Below are 13486 nucleotides of genomic sequence, written 5' to 3'. Positions count from 1 at the left end.
CTCCTTGCTGATGCGCGACCAAGCACTGCTGGCCGGGCTGCTGCCCAGTTTCTCTGCCACAGAAGCGATCAACTGGAATGACAGTGACAGGCTCTACAGCATGCTGAGCAAGATCGTCGCCAGTGACGACGCCGGCTTGCGCCTGCGCACGACCCTCAAGCAGGCCATCGCCGAAACGCAAAGCGCGCTCAATGCAGCCAGTCAGCGACTGGCGCCCTGCCTGTCGCCTGGCATCCAGAAAGCCGTGCGGCAACTGAACAGCGCCACGCAGTATCTGTACAACGGCGTGCAGCTGATCGAGCTGGAAGTGAAGATGAAGCTGGGCGAGTACTGCGCCCTGCAGAGCCAGTACCTACGCGAATTGCAGCACAAGGCCAATGCCTCCATTGCCGCGGCGCGGGACCGGATGCAGCGCAACATCGACGATTTCGAGTTTGGCTCGATGAAGTCGATGCGCAAGGTGCGGCCGATCATCCAGCACGGGCTGATGAGCCTGGCCGTGCTCGACCCACGCTTCAGCCACACGATGATCAGCGTGACGGTGTGGGTCGAGGGCAAGGCCGAAGAAGTGCATGGGCGGTTGTTCAAGGAAGCCAGCATGGGGGTGAACCAGGCGAGCAGCGCGGCGCAGCTTGCCCTGGTGGATATCTCGGTGGCGGCGGGGACGTTGGAAACCGATGCGCGCAGGTTGTTGCATGGGATGAAGATCACCTCACAGCAGGCGGCCCGATTGGTAAGGACCGGGTTTTCCGGGTTGCGCGGGGTGGCTGGGAGTTGGGAAGTGCTGCTGGCGATAGGCGGGTTGTATCTGCAGCAGGACAGCCTGGGCAGGAATCAGGAAAAGGCGGAAGCGGAAATTGGGCCCAAGGCGCATGAGGCCAAGTTGGCGTTGCAGGGATCCCAGTTGGGCGTGTTGGGAGGGAGTATCGAACTGGTTGGGCTCATTTTGAGATCAAGCGCTGGCCCACTGAATTTGGCGCAGGCAAAGGGTGTTGCAGTCACAGGGGAGGCCTTGATAAGGCTTGGTGCTTTGGTGAGTTCGATTGCAGGGGTCTTCGATACGGCCCAAGCAATCAATGCCATGAGACGCACTGCCGCTGCGGGTGATGATGTCGCGTACTATCAATATTTATTTTCGGTCGTTTTGTATGCCGCTGGCACTGTTGCATTCGGAGTCGCAGTATTCATTCCCCTGGTTTTTGGCCCGCTGGGAATCGGGATAATCGTTACGCTTGCTGCTTATCAATTAAGCAAGTACGCCCAGAAAAATGAATCGACTGATCTGGAACGTTGGATAAGGCGATGCTACTTTGGAAAAGCAAACGAAAAAACGATTATTCATTGGAATGCTCCACAATATGCGGATATCGCTTTTGCCGAACTCAATGCCGCCACGCTAGGTGTTCAAGCGAAGTTGAATTTTGAGTCGCGCTTAGCAACTGAGCCGGGCCTTCCGAAAATTGGTGGTCTGGTTAGTGTTGAAAGCGTTAGCAATCTAAAGTTTTTCATCGCTTTGCCTAGGTATGATCAGCAGTATTCGGGATATCGCTGGAAATTGATTGTTCATCGTTACGGTGACGGCAATCATCCCGATTACGTTGGTGGAGAAACTATTGCTTCGGGAGATTTTTTTGCAAGCTCTGAAGAGTCTCTATCGCCGTCCTCCTCGTTTTCGAGTTTTGCATCGCCACGGATCCCTGATTACGACCGAAAACATTCAATTATCGAAACACAAAAACCTTATTCTTCTGGGCTTTGCCAGTTAGAAATTTCAGGCTCGATATCGCTCATGCCGGCCATAGGGCAACATACAATTCTGGCAGCTACGCTTTTGGTAATGTATTGGCCGGATCGGAGCCTGCCGAGTGGATACGTTGAGGTGTGTACCAGGGAGATTCACGAATGAAACGTGAGGGTAAAATTTTGTGGGAACGTGCCTTAGGATGGAGTCATGACCTCCCCGCGGTGGACTCAGTGCCTGAGTGGCGAAAAGTGTGGGCGAGCATCAAGCCAGCGCCCAACTATTTCGATAACGTGTACCTCGAACTGCCACGAAATACCATCATTCTTCGAGGTGTTGTATTTTTACTTGGTCTTCCGGGTTTGCTTTTTGTTCTAGGAATAACACTTTATTTTTATTGGAATCTTCTGAATGACGGTTGGCAGCGCGATTGGCTGATAAATATATCAGTGTTATTTCCTCCGGCATTTTTGTGGGCTTTGGCTCCCTATGTCAGGCTTGATTTGGTTATGCCTAGGGATGAACCTATTCGCTTCAATAGGCTTCGCCAGAAAATATATATTTATGAGTTCAAACATGACCGCATATTCATCTTCAGTCGCAAACGCTGGGGCGTAAAACCAGTCGCCTACAACTGGGACGACGTAACCGCCGAAGTCTACCGAGTCTACGCCCCCGGCCACGGTGGTCTGATCGAAAATGTCATGCTGTCGGTCCGCAACCCGCAAACCAACGAAGTCATCGACCGCGTGTTCTTCGCTCATGACCTCTACCGTGGCGAAGCTTACTGGGCCATCGCCCGGCTGTTCATGCAACAAGGCCCTGAAGCCTTGCCGAAGTTCGTCCACCCACCCCGTGACTGGAACGACGACGATGGCCTGAGCCACATGCACTGCCTGGCGCCAAAGGTTCTTTGGCCGGAAGACATCGACCGTGAATCCCGTACTGCACCGTCTGAAGGAGAGACGCGATGAAACCCGTAATCCTCGTAGGCCATCGGCATGTCTGCCCGCTGCATGGCACCAACCCGGTAGAAAGCGGCAGTTCCGCGTACACCTTCAATGGCAAGCCGGTTGCCAGAGTGGGAAACCGCACCACGTGTGGCGCTGTACTAGTATCGGGTTTTACGCCGCCGAGGTTTCCGGATTACAAACCTGATTTTAATCTAAGCAAGACCAAACAAGCCTATTCCGACACCGCTATAAGTGGATCGCATTGAGCATATCGGGTGCGGTAGAGCTTTTTCCTATTTGGGAAGACAGACGATAAGGTCGGCAAGTTTACTGATTGCATATTGGCAGGACAGAAGCATATCGGGCGCAAGACTTGAGACGTTTGCGCGGGAGGTGAATGAGTGAAAGATCAGCATAGGGTATTGCGCGAGAGAGCACTGGGTTGGAGCTTTGATTTACCCCATGTTGAGGAAGCGCCACTTCCCCTGTTTGACGCAGAAAGGGTTTCGCCGCCTCCAAATCATTATGATGAAATATATCTAGAGCTATCGCGAGCCACAATTAGCTTGCGAGGATTGGGCGTTTTGTTAGGTGGTGCCGCGCTGGTTTTAGGTGGCGTGATGAAACTGCTTCTATTTTGGTTGATGTTTTTTAATGATTGGCAAGGCGACTGGATAACGATGGTTTTTCTTTTACTCGGCCTCCCAGCCGCTGTATGGGCGCTATTGCCTTACATAAAGCTGGATCTGGTACTCCCCAGAGATGAACCGATTCGTTTCAATCGGCTGCGTCGGAAAATCTATATTTATCAGTACCGATTTCACCGCTTTTTCATCTTTAGCCGCAAACACTGGGGCGTCAAACCGGTCGCTTACAACTGGGACGACCTAACCGCCGAAGTCTACCGAGTATACGTTCCCGGCCACGGTGGCCTGATCGAAAACGTCATGCTGTCGGTCCGCAACCCGGAAACCAAAGAAGTCATCGACCGCGTATTCTTCACTCACGACCTCTACCGCGGCGAAACCTACTGGGCAATCGCCCGGCTGTTCATGCAGCAAGGGCCCGAAGCCCTGCCGGCATTCATCCACCCACCCCGTGACTGGAACGACGATGATGGCCTGAGCCACATGCATTGCCTGGCGCCAAAGGTACATTGGCCGGATGACATTGACCGTGAATCACGTACTGCCCCAACTGAGGCAGAGGATCGATGATCTTGCCACGGCTGGGCAGCCTTACTGTTCCGCAAGGCCGTCCCCAGCCAATCATTCCCTGCGCTGGTCCGGCCCTACGGGGCAGGCTATTCGACGCTCTGCCTACCATCATCAGCCAGGCCATCATCCGCCTGGCCATCGCCGCCCTCTTCTTCGTTCATCAGCGGGTCGTCATCAGGGTCGGGGATGGTCGGCCGATCAGGGTCAACTGCCGGGTCGGGTGAAGTGGGCAAGTCAGGGTTGGTACCGCCTTGTGCACTCGGATCGGGGCTCATCGCTGCATACCTCTCAAGTCACTGTGTGAACGATCTTCGCGCCACCCATCAACGCGATTGCGGATGCTCGGCAGAAACCGAATTGTTGGCCTCCACGTCCTGCATCTCTTCCTCGACAGGGCCTTCGTCATCCGCAGGTAGCGGGACTTCCCCATCACCGCTGCCGGCCTGCTCGTCTCGGGTCCTGGCGCTGCCATTGTCCCTATCCAGCTGCCCGTCCTGGTCCGAGCCGGGGTTGCCAGGCGGCGGATCCCAATCGACGGGACGCTTTTCGGACCACGCCTCGCCGACGCCTTGCCTTGGCTCGGACTCGGTTTTCTCGAGGCCGGGGTCTTTCTGATCGCTTGCCATGGAAGTTCTCCTCGGTTTGCGCGTTGATCGCGCATACAGATCGGACGGGAAACGGCCAGCAGCAGTGCCCTGGGTTCGACAGGTGGCGCAAAAGGCCGGGGTACCGACCATGGCCCGCCGCTCTGTAAAGCGTTTCCCGTTAGGGTTCGGAGGCCGTCAAGGCCCTGTTCAACACGAGGATCGGCCAAGTCATCGACCGCCTGTTCCTGTATCAAACTTAAAGCAAGGCAAGCCAGGGTGTTCGAGGTTGACCGGTTGGGGCGCTCGACCACCTTGTAAGCCAGGTCAATACCGGCGCCTGCTGGACGATGCTTCTTTGCTGGCTGTGCATAGCCCTATGGAACAGGATGGTTCGGTGCCCTGCCCTCGAGCACCGCTGCCAACTCGGCCGCCGCAGTTCGCGCCATCAATGCACGCGCCTCGACGGTGGCCGAGCCGATGTGCGGCAGCGCTACCACCTGGGGCAACGCCAGCAACGGCGAGGCAGCCGGCAGCGGCTCTTGCTCGAACACGTCCAACCCGGCTGCGGCGAGCTGCCCCTCGCCCAGCGCCTGCACCAGCGCGGCCTCATCGACCACAGCACCACGGGCGATATTGACGAACACTGCATCGGCCCGCATGGCTGCGAACTGCTCGCGACCGAACAAGTGATAGGTGGCCGGACTCAACGGCACGCAGACGCAGACGAAGTGCGCCTCGCCCAACAATTGTTGCAGCGGCACCCGCCTCGCGCCGAACTGCGCTTCATACTCGGGCTTGTCACTATTGCCGCTGTACAGCACCTGCATGCCGAAACCGAAATGCCCGCGCCTGGCCAGCGCCGCACCGATGCGGCCAAGTCCGACGATACCCAAGGTCTTGCCGTGCACATCGCGGCCGAAGCGTGTGGCGTCGATAGCGTGCGTCCACTCGCCATCACGCACCATCCGCGCCAGCTCGCCAGCGCGTCGGGCAGCCATCATGAGCAACATGAACCCGGTATCGGCGGTGGCTTCGGTCACCGCATCCGGGGTGTTGGTCAAGCGGATACCGCGCTTGCGCAAGTATGCCAGGTCATAGTTGTCGAAACCCGCAGACACGCTGGCAATGGCCTTCAATGCCGGGGCCTGGTCAAGCAGCTCCGCACCCAGCGGCAAGGTACTGCCGATCAGCCCGTCGGCAGTGGCCAGCGCCGCAAGAAAGCGTTCGCGGTCGGCCAGCGGCTGGTCGAAACGCTGAAAGTGGTAACGTCGGCCCAGGTCGGCCAGCACCTCGGCGCTGGAAATGGGACCGAAGGAAACGACACGTTGCATGGAACCTCCTCAGTTGATGCGCGTTTCAGGTTGAGCCGCGTACAGCCGGCGCGGGACGCCCCAGATGATCAATACCACCGCCAGCAGGCTGACTGCCGTCAGCAACCACAGTGCCGGGGTCGGCGACCCGCTGACGTCGCGTACCCTGCCGACCAGGTACGGGCCGACAATGCCGCCGAGCTGGCCGATGGAGTTGATCAGCGCAATGCCGGCCGCCGCCGCCAGGCCGGCCAGGTACTTCGGTGGCAGGGTCCAGAAGATCGGCATCCAGGCGATGATCCCGGTCATGACCAGGCTCATGCCGAGCATCAACAGCCACAGCTGGCCACTGAAACCCGCGCACAACGCATAGCCTGCGGTGGTGATGGCCGCACAGCTCGCCATGTGCCAGCGACGCTCGCCGCGCAGGTCGGAGCTGCGGCCGATCAGCAGGTTGCCCACCACCGCGACCAGGTACGGGACCATGGTCAGCAAGCCGATGTCCATGGCATCGACCACGCCAGCATTGCGAATCAACTGTGGCATCCAGAACAGCAGCCCGGTCAGTGCCATCACCAGGCACAGGTAGATCGCCGACAACACCACCGAGGCCGGCTCGCGCAGGATGGCGCGCACCGAGCTGCCCCCTTCGGGCCTGGGCTCGGCATCAAGACGCTCGCGCAGGTAGCGCTTTTCTTCAGCGTCGAGCCAGCGGGCATCCTCGATGCGGTCACTGACCAGCCACAGTACCAGCAGGCCCAGCAGTACCGACGGCAGCCCCTCGAGCAGGAACAGCCACTGCCAGCCGGCCAGCCCGTTGACCCCGTCGAAGTGGCTGAGAATGAACCCCGCCAACGGGCCGCCGACAATTCCGCACAGGCAGATCGAACTCTTGAAATAGGCGTTGATGCGCGCACGGCGGTCGCTGGGGTACCACTGGGTAAAGAAATACAGCACCCCGGGCACGAAACCGGCCTCCATCACGCCGATGAGGAAACGCAGCACGTAGAACCAGGTTTCGCTGGTGACGAACATCATCGCCGCCGAGGTCAGGCCCCAACTGATCATGATGCGGGCGATCCAGATGCGCGCGCCGATGCGGTGCAGCAACACGTTGCTCGGCACCTCGAACAGGAAGTAGCCGACGAAGAACAGGCTCGCGCCCAGCCCGTAGACCGCGTCGCTGAAGCCCAGCGCGCTCTGCATCTGCAGCTTGGCGAAACTGATGTTGACGCGGTCCAGGTAGGCGAACAGGAAACACACGATGAACAACGGCACGATGCGCCAGTTGATCTTGCGGAACAGGTGGCTATCCAGCGATTCCCGCGCGACCAGGTCGGCGGGTAAGGAGCGACTGGGCATGGCTGCAACCTCTTGTTGTTCTTGGGATATTGGTCGAATGCCCGCCCGTGCCTTGGCCGGGCGGGGGCAGCGATACAACGTCGGAACTCCAGGGGTCAGGCCAGCGCCTCGCGGCTGTGCTGGCCGTCGACCAGGCGCTGCAGGCCCAGCGGGTTGGCGTTTTTCAGGGCGTCCGGCAGCAGCGCATCCGGGTAGTCCTGGTAGCACACCGGGCGCAGGAAGCGGTCGATGGCCAAGGTGCCGACCGAGGTGCCACGCGCATCGGACGTGGCCGGGTACGGCCCGCCATGCACCATCGCATCGCACACTTCCACGCCGGTCGGGTAGCCGTTGAGCAACAGTCGCCCAGCCTTGCGCTGCAGCACCGGCACCAGCGCGGCGAAGCGCTGCAAGTCGTGCGGCTCGGCAATCAGGGTGGCGGTCAGTTGCCCAGGCAGGGCTTGCACGGCGCGGCGCAGTTCGGCTTCGTCGGCCACGGTGACGGCCACCGTGGCCGGCCCGAAGACCTCTTCCTGGAGCAAGGCGTCACCGTTCAGCAGCAAGCTCACGTCGGCCTGGAACAGCTGTGCCTGGGCCTGGTCACCCGCCTGTTCGGCACCGGCCAGATGGCGCACGCCGGGGTGCTGGTGCAAGCGTTGCACGCCTTGGGTATAGCTGCGCAAGGTGCCGGTATTGAGCATGGTCTGCCCGGGCTGGTCGGCCAGTTGCGCGCCTAGCGCCGTGAGGAAGCTGCTGAACGCTTCGCCAGCGATACCCAGGACCAGCCCAGGGTTGGTGCAGAACTGCCCGCAGCCCAGCACTACCGAGCCGGCCAGTTCCCTGGCCACCTGCTCGCCCCGGGCCTGCAAGGCCGCCGGCAATACCAGCACCGGGTTGATGCTGCTCATTTCGGCGAACACCGGGATCGGCTGCGGGCGCGCCGCCGCCAGTTCGCACAAGGCTCGGCCGCCTTTGAGCGAGCCGGTAAAGCCCACCGCCTGGATTGCCGGGTGGCGCACCAGCGCTTCGCCGACACCGGCACCGTAGATCATGTTGAACACGCCGGCGGGCATGCCGGTGGCGAGCACTGCGCGCTCGATTGCCTCGGCCACCTGCTCGGCAGTGGCCATGTGGCCGCTGTGCGCCTTGACCACCACCGGGCAGCCGGCGGCCAGCGCTGCGGCGGTGTCACCGCCGGCGGTAGAGAAGGCCAGCGGGAAATTGCTGGCGCCGAACACCGCCACCGGGCCGACACCGGTGCGGTACTGGCGCAGGTCCGGGCGTGGCAGCGGCTGGCGCTGTGGCTGGGCGCGGTCGATGCGCGCACCGAGGAAGTCGCCGCGGCGCAGCACTTGGGCGAACAGGCGCATCTGGTTGCTGGTACGCGCCCGTTCACCCTGGATGCGCCCAGCCGGCAGCGCGGTTTCGCGGCACACGGTGGCGATGAAGGTGTCGTCCAGCGCATCCAGCTGGTCGGCAATGGCATCGAGGAACTGCGCGCGGCGTTGCGGCGCCAGCGCGTTGTATTCGGCAAACGCCGCTTCGGCCGCCTGCGCGGCGGCGTCCACTTCTTCTGGGGTGGCCTGGGTAAAGGCCTGCGGCAAGGCTTCGCCGGTACGCGCATCGAGGCTGTGCAGGCGCACGCGGCCAGCAGCGCTGCGCTGGCCGCCAATGAAGTTGCTTCCGGTCATGGTTGACTCCTGTAAATGAGAAGGAAGGTTCAGATGCTCGTCTCAGGCAGTTAGTGGAAAGGGGCTGCTGCGCAGCCCATCGCAGGCAAGCCAGCTCCCACAGAAACCGCGCAGTTCTGCCAGCTTGCGCCGTATTTGTGGGAGCGGGCGAGCCCGCGAAGGGCCGCAAGGCGGCCCCGATCCATCAACCGGCTGGCAGCGCGCTCAAAGGCTTTTCACCAGCCCGGGGCGGACCTGCGCGGGTGCGGCCGCAATGCCATTGCGCAGTGGCTGGCCAAAGGCGTCGAGGCTGACCTCGAAGGTATCGCCCGGGCGCGCCTGGATACCGTCGGCGAACGACAGCGTGGCGGTGCCGAAGTAATGCACGTGGATATCGCCAGGGCGCAGGAACTGGGCGTACTTGAAATGGTGGAACTCAAGGTTCTCGAAGCTGTGGCACATGTTCTGCTCGCCCGACAGGAACGGCTTGCGCCACAGTTCGCGGCCGTCGCGCAGGATGCGGCTGGTCCCTTCCAGGTGGGCCGGCAGCGCGCCCAGGCGCAGCTCGGGGCCGAAGCTGCAGGCGCGCAGCTTGGAGTGGGCCAGGTACAGGTAGTTGCGCCGCTCCATCACATGGTCGGAAAACTCGTTGCCCAACGCATAACCGAGGCGATACGGGGTGCCGTCGGCAGCGATCAGGTACAGCCCGACCAGCTCCGGCTCCTCGCCGGCATCCTCGGCAAACGCCGGCAGCGGCAGGTCGGCGCCCGGGCGCACGACGATGCCGCCGTCGCCTTTGTAGAACCACTCCGGCTGCGCGCCCTCCTCGCCTGCCGGCGGTCGACCGCCGTCCAGACCCCACTGGAACATGCGCATGCTGTCGGTCACGGTACCTTCGGCCTGCTGCTGGTGCATCTTGTCGCGGGTCGCGGCGCTGCCCAGGTGAGTCAGCCCGGTGCCGGTGACCAGGCAGTGCGCCGGGTCCGGATGGTCCAGCGGTGGCAACACCCGGCCTTCGGCCAGCAGGGCCAGGTAGTCGTGGCGCTCGCCCAGGCCAGCGGCCTGCACTTCGGCGGCCAGGTCACGGCCGGCAGCAATGGCTTGCAAGGCCAGCTCACGGGTGCTGCCGGCGCCACGTACTTCCAGGGCGTACTCGCCTTCCACCACGCCCACCCGGCGTGCGCCGGTGGCGGTTTCGAATTGAATCAATCGCATGCTTGTGCTCGCTTTTCGGTTGCCAAATTTAGCGGGAGGCCGGGGCTACCCGCGTGGAAGCCAGGCGCTGGCGGCGCTCGAGGCGGTTGTAGACCACCCCGGTGAGCAACAAGCCGAACAGCATCACCACAGCCAGGAAATACAGGCCCGACGACAGCTGCCCGGTGTGCTCCTTGAGTGCACCGATGCCGAACGGGCCAAGGTAGCCGCCGAGGTTGCCGATGGAGTTGATCAGCGCGATGCCGGCAGCGGCACTGGCACCGGAGAAGAACCGCCCCGGCAAGGTCCAGAAGATGGCCGTGCAGGAGAACAGCGCGAAGGCTACCAGGCACAGCGCCGCCAGCTGCAGGCCGGGCACGCTCAGCCAGGCACTGAGGAACAGGCCGAGCGCCCCCAGGGCGTACAGCAGGCCGAGGTGGCCGTAGCGGTCATTCAGGCGGTCGGAACTGCGCGGCACGATCAGCAGGCCGATGATGCCGAACAGGTACGGCACCGCCGAAACGAAGCCAGTGACCAGGTCGCTGCCGCCAAACTGGTGGATCAGCGTCGGCAGCCACAGGCCCAGGCCGTAGATGCTCAGGGTGACCGGCAGGTAGAACAGCGCCAGCAACAGCACCCGCCCGTCCTTCAACGCATGCAGGGGGTTGCCGTGGCGGGTCTGGCCGAACTCGCGCAGGTCGTTGGCCAGCTGTTCCTGCAGCCAGCTGCGTTGCTCGTCGCTGAGCCAGCGCACCTTGGCCGGGCCGTCCGGCAGCAGGCGCAGGGTCGGCCAGGCCAGCAGCACCGCGGGGGTGCCGATGCAGATGAACAGCCATTGCCAGCCATGCAGGCCGAGGCTGCCATCAAGCCCAAGCAGCGCGCCGGAAAGCGGCCCGGTAATCAACATGGCCAGCGGCTGGGAAAGGATGAAGAAGCCGAGGATCTTGCCGCGATGGCGCACCGGGTACCACTGGGTGATGTAGTACAGCACCCCCGGGAAGAAGCCCGCCTCGGCTGCCCCCAGCAGAAAGCGCATCAGGTAGAAGCCGTTGGGCCCGGTGACGAACGCCATGCCGACGGTGATCGCGCCCCAGGTGACCAGGATGCGGGCGAACCAGCGGCGCGCGCCGAAGCGGTCGAGCAACAGGTTGCTGGGCACCTCGAACAGGAAATAACCGATGAAGAACAGCCCGGCGCCCAGGCCATAGGCCGCGTCACCCAGGCCGATGTCGGCGCCCATGTGCAGCTTGGCAAAGCCCACCGCAGAACGGTCGACATAGGCCACCAGGTACAGCAGGACCAGAAAAGGGATGAGTTTCAGTGTGATCAGGCGGACCAGCCGCTGCTCCTGAATCATGGCGATGTCTCCGATTGTTCTTGTAATGGGCAGAGCACTCTGGTCGGGCTTTTTGGCAGGCCATCGACCGAGAAATCGATCATATAGTATTACTATTTGAAACAACAAGCCTTCACATAGCGCTTTTTTGTCGATACAGTCGGCCTCAGAACGACAAATAGTAATACTAATTAGGTGTCCCCATGTCTGATCACAAACGCCCGCTGCGCTCCGCCCAATGGTTTGGTACCGCTGACAAGAACGGTTTCATGTACCGCAGCTGGATGAAGAACCAGGGCATCCCGGACCACGAGTTCCAGGGCAAGCCAATCATCGGCATCTGCAACACCTGGTCGGAGCTGACCCCGTGCAACGCGCACTTCCGCAAGATTGCCGAGCATGTCAAGAAAGGCGTGCTGGAAGCGGGCGGCTTCCCGGTGGAGTTCCCGGTGTTTTCCAGCGGCGAATCCAACCTGCGCCCCACCGCCATGCTCACCCGCAACCTGGCCAGCATGGATGTGGAAGAGGCGATACGTGGTAACCCGGTGGATGCCGTGGTGCTGCTGACCGGCTGTGACAAGACCACCCCGGCGCTGCTGATGGGTGCGGCGAGTTGCGACGTGCCGGCGATCGTGGTTACCGGCGGGCCGATGCTCAACGGCAAGCACAAAAGCAAGGACATTGGCGCCGGCACCATCGTCTGGCAGATGCACGAGGCCTACAAGGCCGGGCAGATCGACCTCAACGAGTTCCTCTCGGCCGAGGCCGGCATGTCGCGCTCGGCGGGTACCTGCAACACCATGGGCACCGCCTCGACCATGGCCTGCATGGCCGAGGCACTGGGCACCTCGCTGCCGCACAACGCCGCCATCCCGGCGGTGGATGCACGCCGCTACGTGCTCGCCCACCTGTCGGGCATGCGCATTGTCGACATGGTGCGCGAAGACCTGCGCCTGTCGAAGCTGCTCACCCGCGAAGCGTTCGAGAACGCCATCCGCGTCAACGCCGCCATCGGTGGCTCGACCAACGCGGTGATCCACCTCAAGGCCATCGCCGGGCGCATCGGCGTAGACCTGCAACTGGAAGACTGGACCCGCATCGGCCGCGGCATGCCGACCCTGGTCGACCTGCAGCCTTCGGGGCGCTTCCTGATGGAAGAGTTCTACTACGCCGGTGGCCTGCCCGCGGTCATCCGCCGCCTGGGCGAACATGGCCTGCTGCCCAACCCCGGCGCGCTGACCGCCAACGGCAAGAGCCTGTGGGACAACTGCCAGGCTGCGCCGCTGTATGACGAGGAAGTCATCCGCCCGATCGACAAGCCGCTGGTGGCCGACGGCGGTATCTGCATCCTGCGCGGCAACCTGGCGCCCAAGGGCGCCGTGCTCAAGCCGTCGGCGGCCACCCCGGCGCTGATGCAGCACCGTGGTCGGGCGGTGGTGTTCGAGAACTTCGAGGACTACAAGGCACGCATCAACGACCCCGAACTGGAGGTGGACGCTAATTCGGTGCTGGTGATGAAGCACTGCGGGCCGAAGGGCTACCCAGGCATGGCCGAGGTCGGCAACATGGGCCTGCCGGCCAAGCTGCTGGCCCAGGGCGTGACCGACATGGTGCGCATTTCCGATGCGCGCATGAGCGGCACGGCGTATGGCACCGTGGTGCTGCACGTGGCGCCGGAGGCTGCGGCGGGTGGGCCACTGGCGGCCGTGCGTGAGGGTGACTGGATCGAACTGGATTGCAAGGCAGGCCGCCTACACCTGGACATTTCCGAGCAGGAACTGGCTGGCCGCCTGGCCGACCTGCAAGCCCCGCCGCAGTTGATCAGCGGTGGCTACGCCAGGTTGTACCTGGACCACGTGATGCAGGCCGACGAAGGTTGCGACTTCGACTTCCTGGTCGGTTGCCGCGGCGCGGCGGTGCCCAAGCACTCGCACTAAGGCGCGTCCTTGGGGCCGCTTTGCGGCCCCAAATCGCTTGACTGAGTTGCATCAGAGCATGCCCACAAACACCGGCAATGCCACCCTCCGCGTCGCCTGCTTCGCGGGGTAAACCCGCTCCCACAGGTACTGCGCTGCTTCGAGTTGACGCTACACCTCTGGGAGCAACTGGCTTGCTCCAATGTTCAAAGCTGGCGTTA

The 13486-nt window shown here is 62.2% G+C and carries 12 protein-coding genes; 5 read left to right on the top strand and 7 right to left on the bottom strand.

The window, feature by feature from the left end; all coding sequences use genetic code 11:
* The 4 genes from B4L76_RS00840 to B4L76_RS00825 all read left to right on the top strand — a co-directional run.
* On the top strand, positions 1-1906 hold a 1906-nt coding region (locus tag B4L76_RS00840), incomplete at its 5' end, for a T6SS effector BTH_I2691 family protein (RefSeq protein ID WP_296229830.1).
* Positions 1903-2715: a DUF6708 domain-containing protein gene (locus tag B4L76_RS24215; RefSeq protein WP_349679061.1), complete on the top strand. Its 813-nt coding sequence runs from the start codon at positions 1903-1905 to the stop codon at positions 2713-2715. The genes B4L76_RS00840 and B4L76_RS24215, both read left to right, overlap by 4 nt.
* Positions 2712-2960: a PAAR domain-containing protein gene (locus B4L76_RS00830; protein ID WP_296229828.1), complete on the top strand. Its 249-nt coding sequence runs from the start codon at positions 2712-2714 to the stop codon at positions 2958-2960. The genes B4L76_RS24215 and B4L76_RS00830 overlap by 4 nt, the downstream gene beginning before the upstream one ends.
* Positions 2961-3095: 135 nt before the next feature.
* Complete coding sequence (locus B4L76_RS00825) at positions 3096-3911, top strand: DUF6708 domain-containing protein (protein ID WP_296229827.1); 816 nt, start codon at positions 3096-3098, stop codon at positions 3909-3911.
* Between the two features lie 86 nt (positions 3912-3997).
* Here B4L76_RS00825 and B4L76_RS00820 read toward each other — a convergent pair whose 3' ends face one another.
* The 7 genes from B4L76_RS00820 to B4L76_RS00790 form a co-directional block, all read right to left on the bottom strand.
* Complete coding sequence (locus B4L76_RS00820; protein ID WP_296229826.1) at positions 3998-4186, bottom strand: hypothetical protein; 189 nt, start codon at positions 4184-4186, stop codon at positions 3998-4000.
* Positions 4187-4234: 48 nt separating this feature from the next.
* Positions 4235-4537, bottom strand: coding sequence for a hypothetical protein (locus B4L76_RS00815; RefSeq protein ID WP_296229825.1), 303 nt, complete (start codon positions 4535-4537; stop codon positions 4235-4237).
* Positions 4538-4872: 335 nt separating this feature from the next.
* Positions 4873-5829: a 2-hydroxyacid dehydrogenase gene (locus tag B4L76_RS00810; protein WP_296229824.1), complete on the bottom strand. Its 957-nt coding sequence runs from the start codon at positions 5827-5829 to the stop codon at positions 4873-4875.
* Positions 5830-5838: 9 nt separating this feature from the next.
* The gene (locus tag B4L76_RS00805) at positions 5839-7170 is read right to left on the bottom strand and encodes an MFS transporter (protein ID WP_296229823.1); all 1332 of its coding nucleotides are present in this window, start codon (positions 7168-7170) and stop codon (positions 5839-5841) included.
* A gap of 95 nt (positions 7171-7265) precedes the next feature.
* On the bottom strand, positions 7266-8840 hold the full coding sequence (locus tag B4L76_RS00800; protein WP_296229822.1) for an aldehyde dehydrogenase (NADP(+)): 1575 nt from the start codon (positions 8838-8840) through the stop codon (positions 7266-7268).
* A 204-nt stretch (positions 8841-9044) separates the two neighbouring features.
* Positions 9045-10034 carry an AraD1 family protein gene (gene araD1, locus B4L76_RS00795; protein ID WP_296229821.1) on the bottom strand — a complete coding sequence of 330 codons (990 nt, stop codon included), beginning with the start codon at positions 10032-10034 and terminating at the stop codon, positions 9045-9047.
* A gap of 28 nt (positions 10035-10062) precedes the next feature.
* On the bottom strand, positions 10063-11370 hold the full coding sequence (locus B4L76_RS00790) for an MFS transporter (RefSeq protein ID WP_296229820.1): 1308 nt from the start codon (positions 11368-11370) through the stop codon (positions 10063-10065).
* A 182-nt stretch (positions 11371-11552) separates the two neighbouring features.
* On the opposite strand from B4L76_RS00790, the gene B4L76_RS00785 reads away from it, so the two are divergent.
* Positions 11553-13286, top strand: coding sequence for an IlvD/Edd family dehydratase (locus tag B4L76_RS00785; protein ID WP_296229819.1), 1734 nt, complete (start codon positions 11553-11555; stop codon positions 13284-13286).
* Positions 13287-13486: the final 200 nt, after the last annotated feature.

This window comes from Pseudomonas sp. UBA4617 (assembly GCF_002386445.1).
In the GTDB taxonomy this organism is placed as follows: Bacteria; Pseudomonadota; Gammaproteobacteria; order Pseudomonadales; family Pseudomonadaceae; genus Aquipseudomonas.
This window is presented reverse-complemented; position numbering and strand designations above follow the sequence as displayed.

Bases quoted from the DNA above. Each gene is read 5' to 3' on its own strand.
- B4L76_RS24215 (WP_349679061.1), top strand. From the start codon at position 1,903: ATGAAACGTGAGGGTAAAATTTTGTGGGAACGTGCCTTAGGATGGAGT.
- B4L76_RS00830 (WP_296229828.1), top strand. From the start codon at position 2,712: ATGAAACCCGTAATCCTCGTAGGCCATCGGCATGTCTGCCCGCTGCAT.
- B4L76_RS00820 (WP_296229826.1), bottom strand. From the start codon at position 4,186: ATGAGCCCCGATCCGAGTGCACAAGGCGGTACCAACCCTGACTTGCCC.
- B4L76_RS00815 (WP_296229825.1), bottom strand. From the start codon at position 4,537: ATGGCAAGCGATCAGAAAGACCCCGGCCTCGAGAAAACCGAGTCCGAG.
- B4L76_RS00810 (WP_296229824.1), bottom strand. From the start codon at position 5,829: ATGCAACGTGTCGTTTCCTTCGGTCCCATTTCCAGCGCCGAGGTGCTG.
- B4L76_RS00805 (WP_296229823.1), bottom strand. From the start codon at position 7,170: ATGCCCAGTCGCTCCTTACCCGCCGACCTGGTCGCGCGGGAATCGCTG.
- B4L76_RS00800 (WP_296229822.1), bottom strand. From the start codon at position 8,840: ATGACCGGAAGCAACTTCATTGGCGGCCAGCGCAGCGCTGCTGGCCGC.
- araD1 (WP_296229821.1), bottom strand. From the start codon at position 10,034: ATGCGATTGATTCAATTCGAAACCGCCACCGGCGCACGCCGGGTGGGC.
- B4L76_RS00790 (WP_296229820.1), bottom strand. From the start codon at position 11,370: ATGATTCAGGAGCAGCGGCTGGTCCGCCTGATCACACTGAAACTCATC.
- B4L76_RS00785 (WP_296229819.1), top strand. From the start codon at position 11,553: ATGTCTGATCACAAACGCCCGCTGCGCTCCGCCCAATGGTTTGGTACC.